This window comes from Pseudokineococcus basanitobsidens, assembly GCF_037482545.1.
GTDB lineage: Bacteria > Actinomycetota > Actinomycetes > Actinomycetales > Quadrisphaeraceae > Pseudokineococcus > Pseudokineococcus basanitobsidens.
On the sequence record NZ_JBBIAA010000005.1, the window covers coordinates 133493 to 149707 of the forward strand.

The 16215-nt window shown below is 76.7% G+C and carries 14 protein-coding genes; 5 read left to right on the forward strand and 9 right to left on the reverse strand.

The genetic code is table 11. The annotated features are described in order from the left end of the window. Positions 1-164: 164 nt before the first annotated feature. Together WDZ17_RS07255 and WDZ17_RS07260 are read right to left on the reverse strand one after the other, a co-directional pair. Positions 165-1661: an NCS2 family permease gene (locus WDZ17_RS07255; RefSeq protein WP_339574476.1), complete on the reverse strand. Its 1497-nt coding sequence runs from the start codon at positions 1659-1661 to the stop codon at positions 165-167. Positions 1662-1861: 200 nt separating this feature from the next. Beyond that, on the reverse strand, positions 1862-2425 hold the full coding sequence (locus WDZ17_RS07260; RefSeq protein ID WP_339574477.1) for a LysM peptidoglycan-binding domain-containing protein: 564 nt from the start codon (positions 2423-2425) through the stop codon (positions 1862-1864). Positions 2426-3039: 614 nt separating this feature from the next. On the opposite strand from WDZ17_RS07260, the gene lexA reads away from it, so the two are divergent. Further along, a complete protein-coding gene (gene lexA, locus WDZ17_RS07265; RefSeq protein ID WP_339574478.1) occupies positions 3040-3741 on the forward strand; it encodes a transcriptional repressor LexA in 702 nt (233 codons plus the stop codon). A gap of 89 nt (positions 3742-3830) precedes the next feature. On the opposite strand, the gene WDZ17_RS07270 is transcribed toward lexA, so the two are convergent. The 3 genes from WDZ17_RS07270 to hflX form a co-directional block, all read right to left on the reverse strand. Next, positions 3831-4499, reverse strand: a complete 669-nt coding sequence (locus tag WDZ17_RS07270; protein WP_339574479.1) for a UdgX family uracil-DNA binding protein — start codon at positions 4497-4499, stop codon at positions 3831-3833. A gap of 90 nt (positions 4500-4589) precedes the next feature. Further along, entirely contained in the window at positions 4590-6689 is a 2100-nt protein-coding gene (locus WDZ17_RS07275; RefSeq protein WP_339574480.1) for an ATP-dependent DNA helicase, read from the reverse strand. Between the two features lie 84 nt (positions 6690-6773). Then, positions 6774-8345: a GTPase HflX gene (gene hflX, locus WDZ17_RS07280; protein WP_339574481.1), complete on the reverse strand. Its 1572-nt coding sequence runs from the start codon at positions 8343-8345 to the stop codon at positions 6774-6776. A 279-nt stretch (positions 8346-8624) separates the two neighbouring features. Here hflX and WDZ17_RS07285 point away from each other — a divergent pair, with 279 nt between their 5' ends. Then, positions 8625-9218 carry a class I SAM-dependent methyltransferase gene (locus tag WDZ17_RS07285; RefSeq protein ID WP_422631878.1) on the forward strand — a complete coding sequence of 198 codons (594 nt, stop codon included), beginning with the start codon at positions 8625-8627 and terminating at the stop codon, positions 9216-9218. Positions 9219-9288: 70 nt separating this feature from the next. On the opposite strand, the gene WDZ17_RS07290 is transcribed toward WDZ17_RS07285, so the two are convergent. The 3 genes from WDZ17_RS07290 to miaA all read right to left on the reverse strand — a co-directional run bounded on the left by WDZ17_RS07290 (position 9289) and on the right by miaA (position 11742). Further along, a complete protein-coding gene (locus tag WDZ17_RS07290; protein WP_339574483.1) occupies positions 9289-9510 on the reverse strand; it encodes a hypothetical protein in 222 nt (73 codons plus the stop codon). A 153-nt stretch (positions 9511-9663) separates the two neighbouring features. Further along, a complete protein-coding gene (gene dapF, locus WDZ17_RS07295) occupies positions 9664-10611 on the reverse strand; it encodes a diaminopimelate epimerase (protein WP_422631879.1) in 948 nt (315 codons plus the stop codon). A gap of 135 nt (positions 10612-10746) precedes the next feature. Next, a complete protein-coding gene (miaA, locus tag WDZ17_RS07300) occupies positions 10747-11742 on the reverse strand; it encodes a tRNA (adenosine(37)-N6)-dimethylallyltransferase MiaA (protein ID WP_339574485.1) in 996 nt (331 codons plus the stop codon). Between the two features lie 78 nt (positions 11743-11820). Here miaA and WDZ17_RS07305 point away from each other — a divergent pair, with 78 nt between their 5' ends. Beyond that, a complete protein-coding gene (locus tag WDZ17_RS07305; RefSeq protein WP_339574486.1) occupies positions 11821-12582 on the forward strand; it encodes a sulfite exporter TauE/SafE family protein in 762 nt (253 codons plus the stop codon). 13 nt (positions 12583-12595) lie between these two features. Here the strand turns inward: WDZ17_RS07305 and miaB are convergent, their stop codons facing one another. After that, a complete protein-coding gene (gene miaB / locus WDZ17_RS07310) occupies positions 12596-14176 on the reverse strand; it encodes a tRNA (N6-isopentenyl adenosine(37)-C2)-methylthiotransferase MiaB (RefSeq protein ID WP_339574487.1) in 1581 nt (526 codons plus the stop codon). A 232-nt stretch (positions 14177-14408) separates the two neighbouring features. On the opposite strand from miaB, the gene WDZ17_RS07315 reads away from it, so the two are divergent. Both WDZ17_RS07315 and WDZ17_RS07320 read left to right on the forward strand, forming a co-directional pair. Continuing rightward, positions 14409-15128 (forward strand): amino acid ABC transporter ATP-binding protein, encoded by a 720-nt coding sequence (locus WDZ17_RS07315; protein ID WP_339574544.1) that lies wholly within the window; start codon positions 14409-14411, stop codon positions 15126-15128. A gap of 109 nt (positions 15129-15237) precedes the next feature. Continuing rightward, a complete protein-coding gene (locus tag WDZ17_RS07320; RefSeq protein ID WP_339574488.1) occupies positions 15238-16149 on the forward strand; it encodes a glutamate ABC transporter substrate-binding protein in 912 nt (303 codons plus the stop codon). Positions 16150-16215 lie beyond the last annotated feature (66 nt).

A 16215-nucleotide genomic window follows, 5' to 3' on the forward strand; every position in this document is an offset into this window, starting at 1 on the left:
ACGTCGGTCTTCCGCAAGGACCCGGCGGGTCCCCGGACGTGGTGACGCCCCGTCCGCCCCGGGCTGCGCCGGCGTTCGTGAGGACCACGCCGCCCAGGGTGGGGCCGACCACCGACAACGGCCGGCGGCCTCCGCCGAGGCTCCCGTGGGACGGCGTGCGCGGGTCAGCGGGTGAGGAGGTCCTGCACGGGACCGATCGTGAAGTACAGGACGAACGTCGCCGCGACGACCCACAGCAGGGGGTGGACGGTCCTGGCGCGACCGCCGACGACGGCCAGGAGGACGTAGGTGATGAAGCCGGCCCCGATGCCGACGGTGATCGAGTAGCTGAACGGCATGAGGACGACGGTGAGGAAGGCCGGCAGGGCGATGCCCAGGTCGTCCCAGCGGATCTTCGTGATCTGGCTCATCATCAGGAAGCCGACGACCACGAGTGCCGGGCTCGCGGCCTCGTAGGGCACGAGCGCCACCAGCGGGGCGGCGAAGACCGCGACGAGGAACCCCAGCCCCGTGACCACGCTCGCGAGCCCGGTGCGCGCACCGTCCCCCACGCCCGCCGCGGACTCGACGAAGCTCGTGGCGCTGGAGGCGCTGGCCGCCCCGCCGGCCACCGTGGCGAGCGAGTCGACGAGCAGGATGCGCTGGCTGCCGAGCGGGTTGCCCTCCTCGTCGAGCAGGCCCCCCTCCGCACCGACCGCGACCATCGTCCCCATCGTGTCGAAGAAGTCGGCGACGACGAGCGTGAAGACGACCAGCGCGGCGGTGACGACGCCGAGGGCCGCCACGCCGCCGACCAGGCTGAAGGCCCCGAGCAGGGACAGGTCCGGCCAGGACAGCCAGTCCGCGGGCACCGAGGGCACCGACAGGCTGAAGCCGGTGGGGTTCGGCGTGTCCCCCCCGACCTGCGGCCCGATGTCGAAGGCGGCCTGCAGGGCCAGGGCGAGCGCGGTCGCGACGACGACGCCGATGAGCAGCGCCCCCCGCACGCGGCGCGCCACGAGGACCACCGTGAGCAGCAGCCCCACGACGAAGACGACGGTCGGCCAGCCGCGCAGGGACCCTCCGACGCCGAGCTCGAGGGGCGTCCCACCGCCCTCCGGCGGCCGGACGAAGCCGGCGTTCACGAGGCCGACGAGCGTGAGGAAGAGACCGATCCCCACGCTGATCGCGGTCTTCAGCTGACCCGGCACGGCCCGGAGGACCGCTCGGCGGAACCCCGTCAGGACGAGCACCAGGATCACCAGGCCCTCGACGACGACGAGCCCCATGGCCGCCGGCCACGTCATCCCCGGCAGGCTCGCCACCCCGTAGGCGACGAAGGCGTTGAGCCCCAGCCCCGCCGCGAGGCCGATCGGGAAGCGCCCCAGCAGACCCATGAGCACGGTCATGACCGCGGCGACCAGGGCCGTGACCGCGGCGACCGCCGGCAGGTCGGGGGCGTCGCCACCGCCCAGGTAGGTGCCCGTCGAGTCCGGGACCGTGCCGATGATCAGCGGGTTGAGGACGACGATGTACGCCATCGCCACGAAGGTCACGAGGCCCCCGCGCACCTCGCGACCGACCGTCGAGCCCCGCGCCGTGACACCGAAGTAGCGGTCGAGCCGCCCGGTCGTCGGCTGCTCGCCGGCCGTGGCGGCCGTCTCGGGTCCGGTCCTGCTCATGCGGTCCTCCACGGGGAGGCCGCGGGGCGCGACCGGGACCGCGCCCCACGGCGGTGCTGGCGCTGGGCGTCGGCACTCTGGCAGAGGAGCCCCCGCCCCGGGGCCCGGCCCCACGAGCCGGGCACCACCGGGCGGGGACCGCCGACCGCAGCCCTGCCGCCCCGGGGCGGGGAGCCGCGACCCGGGTCGCCGCCCTGCCCTCAGGAGGGCACGAGCAGCCGGTCCCCCACCGCCACGTCCGCCGACGTGAGGCCGTTGAGCTCCTCGATCTCCAGGACGACGTCGCGCACGTCCTCCCCGGGGGCCGCCACCTCGTCGGCGAGGGACCAGAGCGTGTCCCCGGGCAGCACGACGACCTCGGCCGTCGTCGCCACGACGCCGGGGTCCGGCACGGACGCGCGCGCCGCCGCCGCCGGCGACGGGACCGAGGCGGCGCCGACGGCCAGGAGGAGGACGCCTCCCGCGAGCAGGAGCGTGCTCACCGTCAGGGCGAGGCGACCCCGCCGCGTGACGTGCAGCCGCCCGCCCTCGCCGCCGGGGGCGTGCGCGGCGGCGGCGTCCTCCGCCGCCGGGAAGGGGACCGCGCGCACGCGGCGCGGCACCCCGTCCCCGACGAGCGCGAGGGGCGCCACCGCCGGTCCGCACTCCCCGTGCGGGGACGGTCCGGGACGCGACCGGCGGCCGGCCCCACCGGCGGGCACGAGCGCGAGGTGGCGGCGACGGGCCCCGCCCGCGAACGACGGCTGCAGGACGAGGACGCTCATGAGGACCTCCGGGTCGGTGGCCGCGGCCCGTGTCGAGCAGGGTCCGGGGCGGCGGCGTGCGGGTCGAGGGGCGGTGCGCCCGTCCGCGGCTGCGGCTCGAACGCGCTTTCGATCGAACGTCTGTGCGATGTCTACCAGCGTCGGCGCGACCCGTCCAGGGCCGCACCCTCCGCGACGGGCACGACTCCAGCACCGACCACCGACAACGCCCCCGCGGCGCCGGTCGGGGGCGGGGCCGGTCGGGGGCGTCGGTCGGGGGCGTCGGTCGGGGGCGCCGGTCGGGGGGCGCCGGTCGGGTGTGCGCGCAAGGAGCGCCGCCCGTCCCGGCACGACACGTCCGCGACACGCTCGAACAGGTGTTTGATCACGACCCCCGGCGTCCCTACGGTGGAGCGGCACGGCGGGCGCAGGAGGGCGCGGGTCGGGCACCGAGCTCAGGAGGCGACGTGGCGCGGCGCACGGACGAGGACCGGACAGGCACGTCGGAGGCAGGTACGTCGGGGACAGGCACGTCGGAGGCAGGTACGTCGGGGGCGGGCACGTCGGCGACGGGGGACGGCCCGGGCCGGCGGCAGGCCGAGGGGGGCGTCGCCGAGGGGGGCAGCGTGGTCGAGATGCCGGACGCCCCCGCGGCGCGCGACGGGCTCACCACCCGCCAGCGCAAGGTGCTGGAGTGCATCGGCGACGCCGTGAGCCGGCGTGGGTACCCGCCGAGCATGCGCGAGATCGGCGAGGCCGTCGGCCTGACGAGCCCCTCGAGCGTCTCGCACCAGCTGGCGGCCCTGCAGCGCAAGGGCTACCTGCGCCGGGACCCGCGGCGACCCCGGGCGATCGAGGTCGTGCAGCCCGGCGCGCTCCCGGCGGAGGCCGGCGGCGACGGTCCGGCCCCGGTCCTGCGCGCCGTGGACGTCGACGAGACGGGCTCGGGCGACGAGCGCCCGGCGGCCACCTACGTCCCCGTGGTCGGCCGGATCGCGGCCGGCGGCCCCATCCTCGCGGAGCAGGCGGTCGAGGACGTCTTCCCGCTCCCCCGCCAGCTCGTCGGGGACGGACAGCTCTTCCTGCTGCGGGTCGCCGGCGACTCGATGGTCGACGCCGCCATCTGCGACGGCGACTGGGTCGTCGTCCGTCAGCAGCCGGTCGCGGAGAACGGCGAGGTCGTGGCCGCCATGATCGACGGCGAGGCCACCGTCAAGGTCTTCCAGCGCCGCGACGGCCACGTGCGCCTGCTCCCGCGCAACGAGGCGTACGCCCCGATCCCGGGCGACGAGGCGACCGTGCTGGGCCGCGTGGTCGCCGTCCTGCGCAGCGTCTGACGTCGCGCCCCCCGACCGGCGCCCCCGTCCGGCGCCCCCGGCCGGCGCCCCCGTCGGGCGCCGGCCGGGCCCGTCGCCGGGCCCTGGGGTCAGGCGCCGCCCAGCGCCGCCACGGCGACGCGCAGGTCCGCGACGAGCCCGTCGCGGGCCTGCGCCCGCTGGTCGTCCGGCGTCCTCAGCACCGCGGACGGGTGGATGGTCGCGACGAAACGCTTCGGGCCCCGGGAGGTCTCGCGCTCCAGCACGACGCCGCGCTCCTTCGTGACGCGGAACGAGGGCCCCAGCAGGGCGCGCCCCGCCGTGGCCCCGAGCACGACGACGACCTCGGGGTCCACGGCCGCCAGCTCGGCGGTGAGCCAGGGAAGGCAGGCCGTGACGTGGCCGGCGTCCGGCGTCGCGTGGATCCGACGCTTCCCCGGCGCGCTCTGCGTGAAGCGGAAGTGCTTGACGGCGTTGGTGACGTAGACGTCCTCCCGGGCGAGGCCGGCCTCGGCGACGGCCTCCTGGAGCAGCCGCCCCGCCGGCCCGACGAAGGGGACGCCCCGCCGGTCCTCGGAGTCCCCCGGCTGCTCGCCGACGAGGGCCACGCGCCCGGAGGCCGCGCCGGCGGAGAACACGACCTGCGTCGCCGGCTCCCACAGCTCGCAGCCGCGGCAGGCGCGCGCCGCCTCGCGCAGGTGCTCGACGTCGCGCCGCGCCGGGTCGTCGGGGACCCACCCGGCGGCACCGGGGCGGTCGGGACGGGAGGGGGCGGCCATGCGGGCACGGTAGGTCGGCCGCCGCGTCGTCGCCCGTCGCCGGACCCCTCACCCGTCGGCGACGCCGGCGTCGCACCGCGGCGCGGTGCGTCAGGCGGAGGCGGCCTCTGCCTCCCGCGCCGCGGCGTCGAGCCGTCGCAGCGCCCCGAGGACGACGTCGCGGTCGGAGGTCGCCCACAGGGGCGGCAGGCTCGCCCGCAGGAACCCGCCGTACCGCGCGGTCGCCAGCCGGGGGTCCAGCACCGCGACGACGCCGCGGTCGGCGCTCGAGCGGACGAGGCGGCCCGCCCCCTGCGCCAGGCGCAGCGCGGCGTGCTGCGCCGAGACGGCGAGGAACCCGTTGCCGCCGGCGCGCGCGACGGCCTCGGCCCGCGCCGACAGGAGCGGGTCGTCGGGCCGGGGGAACGGGATGCGGTCGATCGTCACGAGCTGGCAGGAGGGGCCGGGCACGTCGACGCCCTGCCACAGCGACAACGTGCCGACGAGGACGCTCGTCGGGTCGGCGGCGAACTCGCGGACGAGCGTCGGTGTGACGTCGTCGCCCTGGCAGAGCACCGGGACGTCGAGCCGCTCCCGCAGCACCTCCGCGGCGGCCTCGGCGGCACGCCGCGAGGAGAAGAGCCCGAGGGTGCGACCGCCCGCGGCGCGCACCAGCTCGGTGACCTCGTCGACGACCGGGGTCCCGGCCCCCTCCCGGCCCGGCGCGGGCAGGTGCCGGGCGAGGTAGAGGATGCCCTGCCGCGGGTAGTCGAAGGGGCTGCCGACGTCGAGGCCGTCCCAGGCGGGGCCCGGGCCCGCGTCCTCGTCCCCGGCGGGCGGGCGGGCGAGGCCGACCGCCTGGGCGGCGCCGGTGAAGGTGCCGCCCGTCGTCAGCGTCGCCGAGGTCATGACGACGGTGCGCTCGGCGAAGAGCGCCTCGCGCAGGAGGCCGGCGACCTGCAGCGGGGCGACGTGCAGCGACCGCCGTGCCGCCGACGGCGTCGAGGCGAGGTCGGAGACCGAGAGCCACAGGACGTCGTGCTCCGACCCGGCGGCCATCCGCTCGGCCACCTCGTGCACCTCGCCGACGGCTGCCTTGGCGACGGCGAGGGCACCGGCGAGGGCGTCCGTGGGGCGCTCGCCGGGCGGCGGCCGCAGGCGGCCGACGAGCTCGCGCGCCGCGTCCCGCACCGACGACACGGACAGGTGCACCAGCTCGGGCAGCCCGCGGACGAAGCGGCCCTCCTCGACCTCGGCCAGCGCGACGCCGAGGTCCTCGCCCGCCTGGTCGAGACGCTCCGTCTCGGTACCGCTCTGGCGGGCCCGCGTCGCGGCCGCCGCGACGGACGCCGCGGTCAGCTGCGCCGAGACGACGGAGGTCACGCGGTCGGCGAGCTCGTGCGCCTCGTCGACGACGAGCACCTCGTGCTCGGGCAGGATCGAGCGCCCCTCGAAGGCGTCGATCGCGAGCAGCGCGTGGTTGGTGACGACGACGTCGACCTCGCGGCTGCGCTCCCGCGCCCGCTCGCTGAAGCACTCGGCCGCCTGCGGGCAGCGGCTGGCACCGAGGCACTCCCGCGCGGTGACCGCGAGCTGGCGCCAGGCCGTGTCGCTGACGCCGGGCACGAGGTCGTCCCGGTCCCCCGTCTCCGTCTCGCCGGCCCACTCGCGCAGCCGCACCACCTCGCGGCCGAGCCGCGTCGACGGTCCGCCGGAGGTGACCGAGCGGCCCGGCATCGGCGTCGGCGCCTCGAAGAGCGCGTCGTCCTCGGGGAAGCCGCCGTCGAGCTTGTGGACGCAGAGGTGGTTGGCGCGCCCCTTGACGACCTGCCACGTGAGCCGGCGTCCGAGCAGGGGCTCGAGCGCGTCCGCCAGCCGCGGGAGGTCCCGGGCGGCCACCTGGTTCTGCAGCGCCAGCGTGGCGGTGGACACGACGACGGGTCGCCGGCTCTCGACGGCCCGGCGCGCCAGCGGCACGAGGTAGGCGAGCGACTTGCCCGTCCCCGTGCCCGCCTGGACGAGCAGGTGCTCCTTCGTCCGCAGCGCCGCGTCCACCGCCCGGGCCATGACGTGCTGGCCGTCGCGTCGGGTCCCGCCGAGGGCGGCGACGGCCGACGACAGCAGCGCGTCGACGTCCGGGGCGTCGCCGTGCGCGTCCCCGCGCCCCCGCTGCGGCGCCGCGGGCGGGGACGGTGCCGCTGCGCTGCTCACGGGGGCGAGGGTAGGCCGACCCGAGCGCGCCGGAGCCCGCCCTCCACAGGGGAAGACGGGCTCCGGCGACGTGCGCGGGGCTCGTCAGACCGCGGCGCCCTGGAGCTCGGCGGCGAGGTGCTCCCCGACCCGGGCCACCAGGTGCGTGCCGACGCCGGTGTGCTCCTGCGCGAGCACTTCCCCCGTCCCGTGCACCCGGGAGACGAGGTCGCCGCGCGTGTAGGGGACGACGACGTCGACGTCGACGTCCGGGCGGGGCAGCCGCTCGGCGACGACCTCGAGGAGCGCCTCGAGCCCCTCACCCGTCCGCGCCGAGACGACCACCGCGCCGGGCAGCGCCGACCGCAGCCGCGCCACCGCCTCGGGGGAGGCGGCGTCGCACTTGTTGAGGACGACCAGCTCGGGGACGTCGAGCGCGCCGACGTCGGCGAGCACCGTCCGCACGGCGGAGACCTGGCCCTCCGGGTCGACGTCGGAGGCGTCGACGACGTGGAGGACGAGGTCCGCGCCGCCGACCTCCTCCAGCGTGGAGCGGAACGCCTCGACGAGCTGGGTGGGCAGGTGCCGCACGAAGCCGACGGTGTCGGCGAGGACGTACGCACGGCCGTCCGGCGTCCGCGCCCGGCGCACGGCCGGGTCCAGCGTGGCGAACAGCGCGTCCTCGACGAGCACGCCCGCGCCGGTCAGCCGGTTGAGCAGGCTCGACTTGCCGGCGTTGGTGTAGCCGGCGATGGCCACGGCGGGCACCCCGCCGGCGAGGCGGCGCGAGCGCTTGGTCTCCCGTGCGGGCGCCATCTCGCGGATCTGGCGCCGCAGGCGGGCCATCCGGGTGCGGATGCGGCGGCGGTCCAGCTCGATCTTCGTCTCGCCGGGGCCACGGGAGCCGATGCCGGCACCGGCGGCCACGCGCCCGCCGGCCTGGCGGGACATCGACTCGCCCCAGCCGCGCAGGCGCGGCAGCAGGTACTCCAGCTGGGCCAGCTCGACCTGCGCCTTGCCCTCCTTGGACTTGGCGTGCTGGGCGAAGATGTCGAGGATCAGCGCGGTCCGGTCGATGACCTTGACGCCGACGATGTCCTCCAGCCCGCGCCGCTGCGAGGGCGACAGCTCGCCGTCGCAGACGACGGTGTCCGCCTCGGTGGCCGCCACGATGCCCTTGAGCTCGCCGGCCTTGCCGGAGCCGAGGAACGTCGCCGGGTCCGGCGTCGGGCGCCGCTGCAGGACGCCGTCGAGGACGGCCGACCCGGCGGTCTCGGCGAGGGCCGCCAGCTCGCGCAGGGAGGCCTCGGCCTCCTCGACGCTCGCGGAGGTCCACAGCCCGGCGAGGACGACGCGCTCGAGCCTCAGCTGCCGGTACTCGACCTCGGTGACGTCCTGCAGCTCCGAGGAGTGGCTGCCGAGGCCGCCGACGCGGCGCAGCGCCTGGCGCTCCGCCAGGTCGAGCTGGTCGCCGTCGAAGGCGCCCGGCTCGGCCGGGGCCGGCGTCCCCGTACCGGTGCCCGTACCGGTGCCCTGTGCGGAGCCCGGTCCGGCGGCACCGTGGCGGGAGAGGATCCGGCTGACGGCGTCGCTGCGGCGGGGGTCCTCCCCGGACGTCCGGGCGTCGTCGGCCGGCGTGGTCGTGCTCGCGGTGGAGGTCGCGGTGGTGGGGCTCATGGTCTCCCTGCGGAGGTCGGTCGGGCGCCGGTCGGCGGCCCGGGCGTGGCGCTGGCCACTGTCTCAGCCAACGAGCGCGCTGACGAGGGGATTCCGCACCACCGCGCCGCGCGACGGCGGCGGCGGGCCCGGACGGGCTCCGCCGGTAGCGTCCCGACGGTGGAGGACGACGAGGAGCAGGGCCCGGAGGTCAGCCCGGAGGTCAGCCCGGAGGCCGGCCCGGAAGCCGGCCCGGAGGCCGGCCCGGGCGACGGGGCGCAGCACTACTTCGGCGGGAGGCTGGCCGACCGCCCCGCGGGCGACGACGAGCGCCGGCTCCTCGAGGTGCGCCTGCGCGGCCGCGACGTCGAGGTCGAGACCGCGCGAGGGGTCTTCAGCACCGACCGCGTCGACCTCGGGACCCGGGTGCTGCTGCGCGAGGCTCCGCCGCCGCCGACCACCGGCCACCTGCTGGACCTCGGCTGCGGCTGGGGCGCGCTGGCGCTCGCGATGGCCGCCGAGGCGCCCGAGGCGGTCGTGTGGGCGGTCGACGTGAGCGCGCGGGCCCGCGACCTCACCCGCCGCAACGCGGAGCGGCTCGACCTGCCGGGCGTGCGCGCCGTCGCCCCGGAGGAGGTGCCCGACGACGTCGGCCTGGCGGCGCTGTGGTCGAACCCGCCGATCCGGGTGGGCAAGGAGGCCCTGCACGCGATGCTCGCCCGGTGGCTGCCCCGCCTGTCCGCGGGCGGCTCGGCGCACCTCGTCGTGCAGCGCAACCTCGGCGCCGACTCCCTGCAGGCCTGGCTGGCGCGCGAGCTCGGCGACGCCGTCGACGTCGAGCGGGCCGGGAGCGCCAAGGGCTACCGCGTCCTGCGCGTCGCGCGCCGGGCCTGACGGGCGAGCGACCGGGGACCGGGAGGACCGGGGACCGGGAGGCCAGGGCCAGGAGCGGAGCGAGGAGGGGTCAGGGCCGTGAGCCCGACCCCCGACGACGTCGCGACATCTCCCGCGACATCTCCAGGGCGTGCAGCAGGGCCTCGCGCCGTGCGGCCCGGTCCGCGCGGGCCGGCGACTCCGGGATCTCGGCGGTGACGCTGCGCATCAGCTGCCGTCGCGCCGCCTGCGTGCCCACGCCCCGGCGCCGCTCGCCGGCCGCCCCCGGACGCCGCGCCCCCTGCTCGCCCATGCCGTGCCCCCACCCCCGGAGGTCGTCCGCCGGGACGCCCTCCCGAGCGCCCGCGGCACCGACCCGTCCTCCCTGACCGGGGAGCAGTCCAGCACCTGCGCGTGAGCGGCGGTGGCTCTTCGTCATCACGATCCGGTCACCGGTCGGTACCGGTCAGGCCACGACGAGGTCGGCGACCACGGCGGCCGGCCCCGCCAGCTCGACGCGACCGCCCGGCAGCGCGCGCACCCGCAGCCGTCCCCCGGGCACGGCGACCCGCCAGACGTCCGGGCTGTCCGCCCCCGCCCACAGCCGCACGGCCAGCGCGGCGGCGCACGCGCCCGTCCCGCACGAGCGCGTCTCGCCGACCCCCCGCTCGGAGACCCGCATGAGCAGCGCGCCGACACCGGGCTCGGGGGCGTCCAGCGGCACCACGAGCTCGACGTTCGCCCCGTCGGCGGGCGTCGGGGTCACCTCGGGGGCGACGACGAGGTCGGCGGCCTCGAGCTCGCCGCGCCCCGTCAGCGCGACGACGACGTGCGGGTTGCCGAGGTCGAGGGAGAGCCCGGGGCGGGGGACGCCGTCGAGCCCGTGGACGCCGACGGTCGCGTCGAAGCCGTCCGCGACGGCCGCGTCGCCGCCGGGCACCGTCCACGACCCCATGTCCACCGCGAACCAGCCCGGCCGGCCGTCGTCGTCGAGAGCCGCCGCGACGCGCTTGACCCCCGAGCGCGTCCCGACCGCCAGCTCGCGGCCGTCGGCGAGCTCGGCGGCCGCCACGAGCCCCTCGCGCAGGAGGTGGGCCACGAGCACGCGGACGCCGTTGCCGCACATCTGCGCGCGGCTGCCGTCCGCGTTGCGGTAGTCCATGAACCACGTCGCGTCGGCGTCCTCCGCCAGCGCGGCCCGCCCCTCCGCGAGCGCGTCGCTGCGCACGGCGCGGATGAGCCCGTCCCCGCCGACACCGGCGCGGCGGTCGCAGAGCGCGCGCACCTGCTCGTCGGTGAGGTCCCGCTCCCCCGCGGGGTCGGTGACGAGGACGAAGTCGTTCTCGGTGCCGTGGCCCTTGGTCACCCGCAGCCCCGTCAGGCCGGGCAGCGCCGTGCTCACCCCCGTGCTCATCCCTGTGCTCACCTCCGTGCTGCCCTCCGCCGAGGCCCCCGAGCGCGGGCCGGGGCCCGGCGAGGAGTCCGGCGAGGAGCCGGCCTGGGCGTCGGGGCGCGCGGTCGCGGGGTGCGGGGTGCTCACCCGGGCAGGCTACGCAGGCGCGACGCCCGAACCGGCCGCCACGACATCGAGGGCCCGCGCGAGCAGGTCGTCCGGCCGCTCGTCCGCGGCGACGTCGAGCCAGCGCACGCGCGGGTCGCGCCGGAACCAGCTCTCCTGGCGGCGGGCGAAGCGCCGGGTGGCGCGAGCGGTCTCCTCGAGGGCGTCCTCGAGCGAGCACCCCCCCGCCAGGTGGGACAGCACCTGCGCGTAGCCGAGGGCGCGCGACGCCGTCGGCCCCTCGCGCAGCCCTCCCGCCTCCAGGCGCCGCACCTCCTCGACCAGCCCGTGGGCGGCCATCCGGCGCACCCGGGCGTCGATGCGCGCGTCGAGCTCGGGCCGCAGGACGCGCAACCCCACCTGGACGACGGGCAGGAGGTCGGCGGGGTGCTCGTACCGGGGCAGGGAGGCGCTGAACGGCCGGCCGCTCACCTCGATGGCCTCCAGCGCCCGCACGACGCGGCGCTCGTTGCTCGGCAGCACGTCGGCGGCCGCCGCGGGGTCGAGCTCGGCGAGCCGTGCGTGCAGCGCCGCCGACCCCACCCGCTCGGCCTCCGCCTGCCAGCGGGCGCGGACCGCGGCGTCCGTCCCCGGGAAGTCCAGGCCGTCGAGGACGGACCGGACGTAGAGGCCGCTGCCGCCGACGAGCACGGGGACGCGTCCGCGGGCGCGGACGTCCGCCACGACCGCGCGCGCCCGCCGCTGGTAGGCGGCGACGCTCGCCTCCTCGCGCACGTCGAGGACGTCGAGGAGGTGGTGCGGCACCCCGCGGCGCTCGTCGGGGGCCAGCTTCGCCGTGCCGACGTCCATCCCGCGGTACAGCTGCGAGGCGTCGGCACCCACGACCTCCCCGCCCAGCGCGAGGGCGAGGGCGACGCCGAGGTCGGACTTGCCCGTGGCCGTGGACCCCACGACGGCGACCAGCGGCGGCTGCCCGGCGCGGCTCGGGACGGTCCTGACCGGTGGGACGTCCTCGGGGCCCGGCACGTCGCCGAGCGTGCCACGGGCCGGCCGCCGCGCCGGCGCGGGCGGTGACCGCCGTGGCCGGTGGTTGGATCACCGGTGATGACGCCGCTCGAGCTCGCCCTGCTCGTCCTCGCCGGCGTCGGCGCCGGGCTCGTCGGCTCGGTCGTGGGGCTGGCGTCCCTCGTGTCCTACCCGGTGCTGCTGTCGGTGGGCCTGCCGCCGGTCACGGCCAACGTGACGAACACCGTGGCCCTCGTCGCCTCCGGCGTCGGCTCGGCGGCGAGCTCGCGGCCGGAGCTGGCCGGTCAGCGGGGACGGCTCGTCCGCCTCGCCCCCGTCTTCGCGGCGGGCGGTCTGGCCGGCGGGGTCCTGCTCGTGACGACGCCGGGCGAGGTCTTCGAGCGGGTCGTGCCGTTCCTGGTCGGCGGCGCCTCGGTGCTCATGCTGCTGCAGCCACGGCTGCGCGCCCTCGTGCGTCGCCCGGCCGCACCCGACGACGCCGCCGAGTCCTGGCTCGCCCGTGTCGGCCTCTTCGCCGTGGCCGTCTACGGCGGCTACTTCGGGGCCGCGGCCGGCGTCATCATCCCGGTCCTGCTGGGGTTCGTCCTCGACGCGAGCGTCCAGCGGCTGCTGGCGCTGAAGAACGTCCTGCTCATGGTCAGCAACCTGGTGGCCGCCGTGCTCTTCCTCGCGCTCGGGCTGGTCGACCTCGACGCAGCCCTGCCGCTGGCCGTCGGGATCCTCGTCGGCGGGTGGGTCGGCCCGATGGTCTCGCGGCGGCTGCCGCAGGGGGTCCTGCGCGCCGTCATCGGCGTCGCCGGCATCGGCCTCGCCGTCCGGCTGTGGGTGACGGCCGGCTGAGCCGGTCGAGGGCTCAGCCCCGGCGCGAGGGCAGGCCGAGGGACACCGGGACGGGGCCCCGGGCGGCGGGCGCCGGGACGCCGCAGGAGGCCGCCTGCCGGCGGTCCCAGGCGTCACCGGCCGGGGTGCGCCGCAGGCGGTGCACGAGCTCGCCGCGCGCCGCGAGCCCCGGGCCGACGCCCACGGCGGGGTCCGCGACGAGGTGGTGCGGGGCGGCGTAGGTGACCCGGGTGGTGACCATGTCGCCGGGACGCGGGACGTCGGCCCCCTCGGGCAGGGCGACGTGCACGAGCCGGTTGTCGGGGGCCCGGCCGGAGAGGCGCGCCGTGGCACCGTCCTTGCGGCCCTCGCCGACGGAGACCATGACCTCGACCTCGCGGCCGACCTGGGTCTTCCCCTCGTCCCAGCTGATCTGCTCCTGCAGCGCGACGAGCCGCTCGAAGCGCTCCTGGACGACGGCCTTCGGCACCTGGTCGTCCATCGTCGCGGCCGGCGTGCCCGGGCGCGGGGAGTACTGGAAGGTGAAGGCCTGGGCGAAGCGCGACGCCGCGACGACGTCGAGCGTCGCGGCGAAGTCCTCCTCCGTCTCGCCCGGGAAGCCGACGATGAGGTCGGTGGAGATGGCCGCGTCAGGCATGGCGGCGCGCACGCGCTCGAGGATCCCGAGGAAGCGGGCGCTGCGGTAGGAGCGGCGCATCGCCCGCAGCACCCGGTCCGAGCCCGACTGCAGCGGCATGTGCAGCTGCGGCATGACGTTCGGCGTCTCGGCCATCGCGGCGATGACGTCGTCGGTGAACGACGCCGGGTGCGGGCTGGTGAAGCGCACCCGCTCCAGCCCCTCCACCTCCCCGCAGGCTCGCAGCAGCTTGGCGAAGGCGCCGCGGTCCCCGAGCTCGATGCCGTAGGTGTTGACGTTCTGCCCGAGCAGCGTGACCTCGACCGCGCCGTCGTCGACGAGCGCCTGCACCTCGGCGAGGACGTCACCCGGGCGGCGGTCCTTCTCGGTGCCGCGCAGCGCCGGGACGATGCAGAAGGTGCACGTGTTCGTGCAGCCGACGCTGATGGAGACCCACCCGGAGGCCGCCGAGTCGCGCTTGGTCGGCAGCGTGGACGGGAAGGTCTCCAGGGCCTCGAGGATCTCCACCTCGGCGCGGCGGTTGTGCGCCGAGCGCTCGAGCAGCGCCGGGAGCGACCCGAGGTTGTGGGTGCCGAAGACGACGTCCACCCACGGGGCCTTCTCGACGATCGTCGACCGGTCCTTCTGCGCCAGGCAGCCGCCGACGGCGATCTGCATGCCGGGGCGTCGCGCCTTCACCGGCGCGAGCCGGCCGAGGTTGCCGTAGAGCTTGTTGTCGGCGTTCTCGCGCACCGCGCAGGTGTTGAGGACGACGACGTCCGCCTGCTCGGGGTCCTCCCCCGCCGGCAGGGCGGCGTACCCGGCCGCCTCGAGGGAGCCGGACAGCCGCTCGGAGTCGTGGACGTTCATCTGGCAGCCGAAGGTGCGCACGGCGTAGGTGCGCGGCGACGCGGCCGTCGCGGCGGCGTCGAGGGGGCCCGTGGCGGCCGTGGGCGGGGCGTCAGCGGTGGCAGTCATGGCGACCTCAGGGTACGGCGGGTGCGTCCCGGTGCCGTCGTCGCCGACGGCACCGGGAGGCCCTCCGCGCCGGACGGTTGCCCGAGGCCTCGTCACGATGCCGTCACGGCGGCGTCCCGTACGGCGCCGGGACCCCCTCGACCGCCGCGGCGCGGTTAGGTTGCGCCGCGTGACCACTCCCGAGGGCACTCCCGCCGCCGCGGCGGGGGGTGCGCGCGAGCCGCTCGTCGTCATGTCCGGCGTCCAGAAGCACTTCGGCGACCTGCACGTGCTGAAGGACGTCGACCTCACCGTCGGGCGCGGCGAGGTCGTCGTCGTCATCGGCCCGTCCGGGTCCGGCAAGTCGACGCTGTGCCGGACGATCAACCGGCTCGAGGGCGTCGACGAGGGGACCATCACCATCGACGGCGACCCCCTGCCGGCCGAGGGCAAGGCCCTCGCCCGGCTGCGGGCCGACGTCGGGATGGTCTTCCAGTCCTTCAACCTCTTCGCGCACAAGACGGTCCTGGAGAACGTCACCCTCGGGCCTCTCAAGGTGCGGGGGACGAAGAAGGCCGACGCCGACCGCCGGGCGAAGGAGCTGCTCGACCGGGTCGGCGTCGGCCACCAGGCCGAGAAGTACCCCGCGCAGCTGTCCGGCGGCCAGCAGCAGCGCGTGGCCATCGCGCGGGCCCTGGCCATGGACCCCAAGGTCATGCTCTTCGACGAGCCCACGTCGGCGCTCGACCCCGAGATGATCAACGAGGTCCTCGAGGTCATGACCGACCTGGCGAAGAGCGGCATGACGATGGTCGTCGTCACGCACGAGATGGGCTTCGCCCGTCGCGCCGCGGACCGCGTCGTGTTCATGGCCGACGGCGAGCTCGTCGAGGAGGCCGACCCCGAGACCTTCTTCACGAGCCCGACCTCGCCGCGGGCGAAGGACTTCCTGTCCAAGATCTTCACGCACTGACGACCCGGTCCACCCCCGCCGACCACCCCGTGACCCGGCGACCCCTGACCTGCACCACCGGCTCCCCGACCACGGGGGCCGACCCGCACCCGACCCGAGGAGAACCCCCGTGCGCCGCACCCGATCCCTGACCCTCGCCGCCGGCCTGGCCGTCGGCACGCTCGTCCTCGCCGGCTGCGGCAGCGACTCCGACGCCGGGTCCGGCGACGAGGTCGAGGTCGAGGCGAGCGTCGCCGAGGCCCCGGAGTTCCCCGAGGGCTCGACGATGGCCGAGATCGCCGACGCCGGGACGATGGACATCGGCACCAAGTTCGACCAGCCCGGCTTCGGGCTCCTCAACCTCGAGGAGGTGCCGGAGGGCTTCGACGTCCGGATCGCCGAGTACATCGCCGGGCAGATGGGCGTCGCGCCCGAGGACATCTCCTGGACCGAGGCGCCCAGCGCGCAGCGCGAGGAGCTCATCGAGAGCGGCGACGTGCAGATGGTCGTCGCGACCTACACGATCAACGACGAGCGTCGCGAGCGGGTGACCTTCGCCGGCCCCTACTACGTCGCCGGCCAGCAGATCCTCGTCGCCGCGGACAACGACGTGATCACCGGTCCGGACGACCTCGCGGCGAACCCCGACCAGGTGGTCTGCTCGGTGACCGGCTCGACGCCGGCGGAGAACATCCGGCAGTACCTCGCCAGCCCCGACCAGCTCGTCGAGTTCAGCGTCTACGACGACTGCATCTCGGCCCTCGACAACGGCCAGGTGCAGGCCGTGACGACGGACAACGTCATCCTCACCGGCTTCGTCGCCGAGTCGGACGACGCCTACAAGCTCGTCGGCGAGCAGTTCACCGAGGAGCCCTACGGCATCGGGATCGAGAAGGGGGACGTCGAGTTCTGCGAGTTCATCAACGAGTCGCTCCAGCAGGCGGCGGACGACGGCTACTACCAGCAGGCGTGGGAGGAGACGGCCGGCCAGTTCGAGGGCACGGAGGTCCCCGAGCTCCCGGCGGCCGACGCCTGCGAGTAGCACCGTGACGACGCCGGCCCGGTGACGGGCCGAGCCGGTCCAGCGGTGGGGGGGGGGGGGAGGGGG

Coding starts and splice junctions, on each gene's coding strand:
- WDZ17_RS07255 (WP_339574476.1), bottom strand. CDS start 1,661: ATGAGCAGGACCGGACCCGAGACGGCCGCCACGGCCGGCGAGCAGCCG.
- WDZ17_RS07260 (WP_339574477.1), bottom strand. CDS start 2,425: ATGAGCGTCCTCGTCCTGCAGCCGTCGTTCGCGGGCGGGGCCCGTCGC.
- lexA (WP_339574478.1), top strand. CDS start 3,040: ATGCCGGACGCCCCCGCGGCGCGCGACGGGCTCACCACCCGCCAGCGC.
- WDZ17_RS07270 (WP_339574479.1), bottom strand. CDS start 4,499: ATGGCCGCCCCCTCCCGTCCCGACCGCCCCGGTGCCGCCGGGTGGGTC.
- hflX (WP_339574481.1), bottom strand. CDS start 8,345: ATGAGCCCCACCACCGCGACCTCCACCGCGAGCACGACCACGCCGGCC.
- WDZ17_RS07290 (WP_339574483.1), bottom strand. CDS start 9,510: ATGGGCGAGCAGGGGGCGCGGCGTCCGGGGGCGGCCGGCGAGCGGCGC.
- dapF (WP_422631879.1), bottom strand. CDS start 10,611: ATGAGCACGGGGGTGAGCACGGCGCTGCCCGGCCTGACGGGGCTGCGG.
- WDZ17_RS07305 (WP_339574486.1), top strand. CDS start 11,821: ATGACGCCGCTCGAGCTCGCCCTGCTCGTCCTCGCCGGCGTCGGCGCC.
- miaB (WP_339574487.1), bottom strand. CDS start 14,176: ATGACTGCCACCGCTGACGCCCCGCCCACGGCCGCCACGGGCCCCCTC.
- WDZ17_RS07315 (WP_339574544.1), top strand. CDS start 14,409: ATGTCCGGCGTCCAGAAGCACTTCGGCGACCTGCACGTGCTGAAGGAC.